The following is a 239-nucleotide window of genomic DNA, read 5'->3' as shown; positions in this document are numbered from 1 at the left end:
CGAGCGGGTCGAAGCGCTGGCGGTGAATGTCGGCCAGGCCGGCGAGCCGGTGACCTTGTCGATCCGCCCGGAACGTGTGCGCCTCAATGGCCACAGTGAAAGCTGCGTCAACCGCTTTTCTGGCCGTGTGGCCGAGTTCATCTACCTGGGCGACCACGTGCGGGTGCGCCTGGAAGTCTGCGGCAAGGCCGACTTCTTCGTGAAGCAGCCGATCGCCGAGCTCGACCCGGCCTTGGCCG

Annotated in this window: 1 protein-coding gene; it reads left to right on the top strand. The window is 66.9% G+C overall.

What is annotated here, in order from left to right; all coding sequences use genetic code 11:
* Positions 1 to 239, top strand: a 239-nt coding sequence (locus SB765_RS33340; RefSeq protein ID WP_410932998.1) for a TOBE domain-containing protein, incomplete at both ends; no start/stop codon positions are given.

The organism is Pseudomonas sp. SIMBA_067 (genome assembly GCF_046534675.1).
Classification (GTDB): domain Bacteria; phylum Pseudomonadota; class Gammaproteobacteria; order Pseudomonadales; family Pseudomonadaceae; genus Aquipseudomonas; species Aquipseudomonas putida.
The sequence above is the reverse complement of the archived record's forward strand: the minus strand, read 5'-3'. Positions and strand labels throughout refer to the sequence as shown.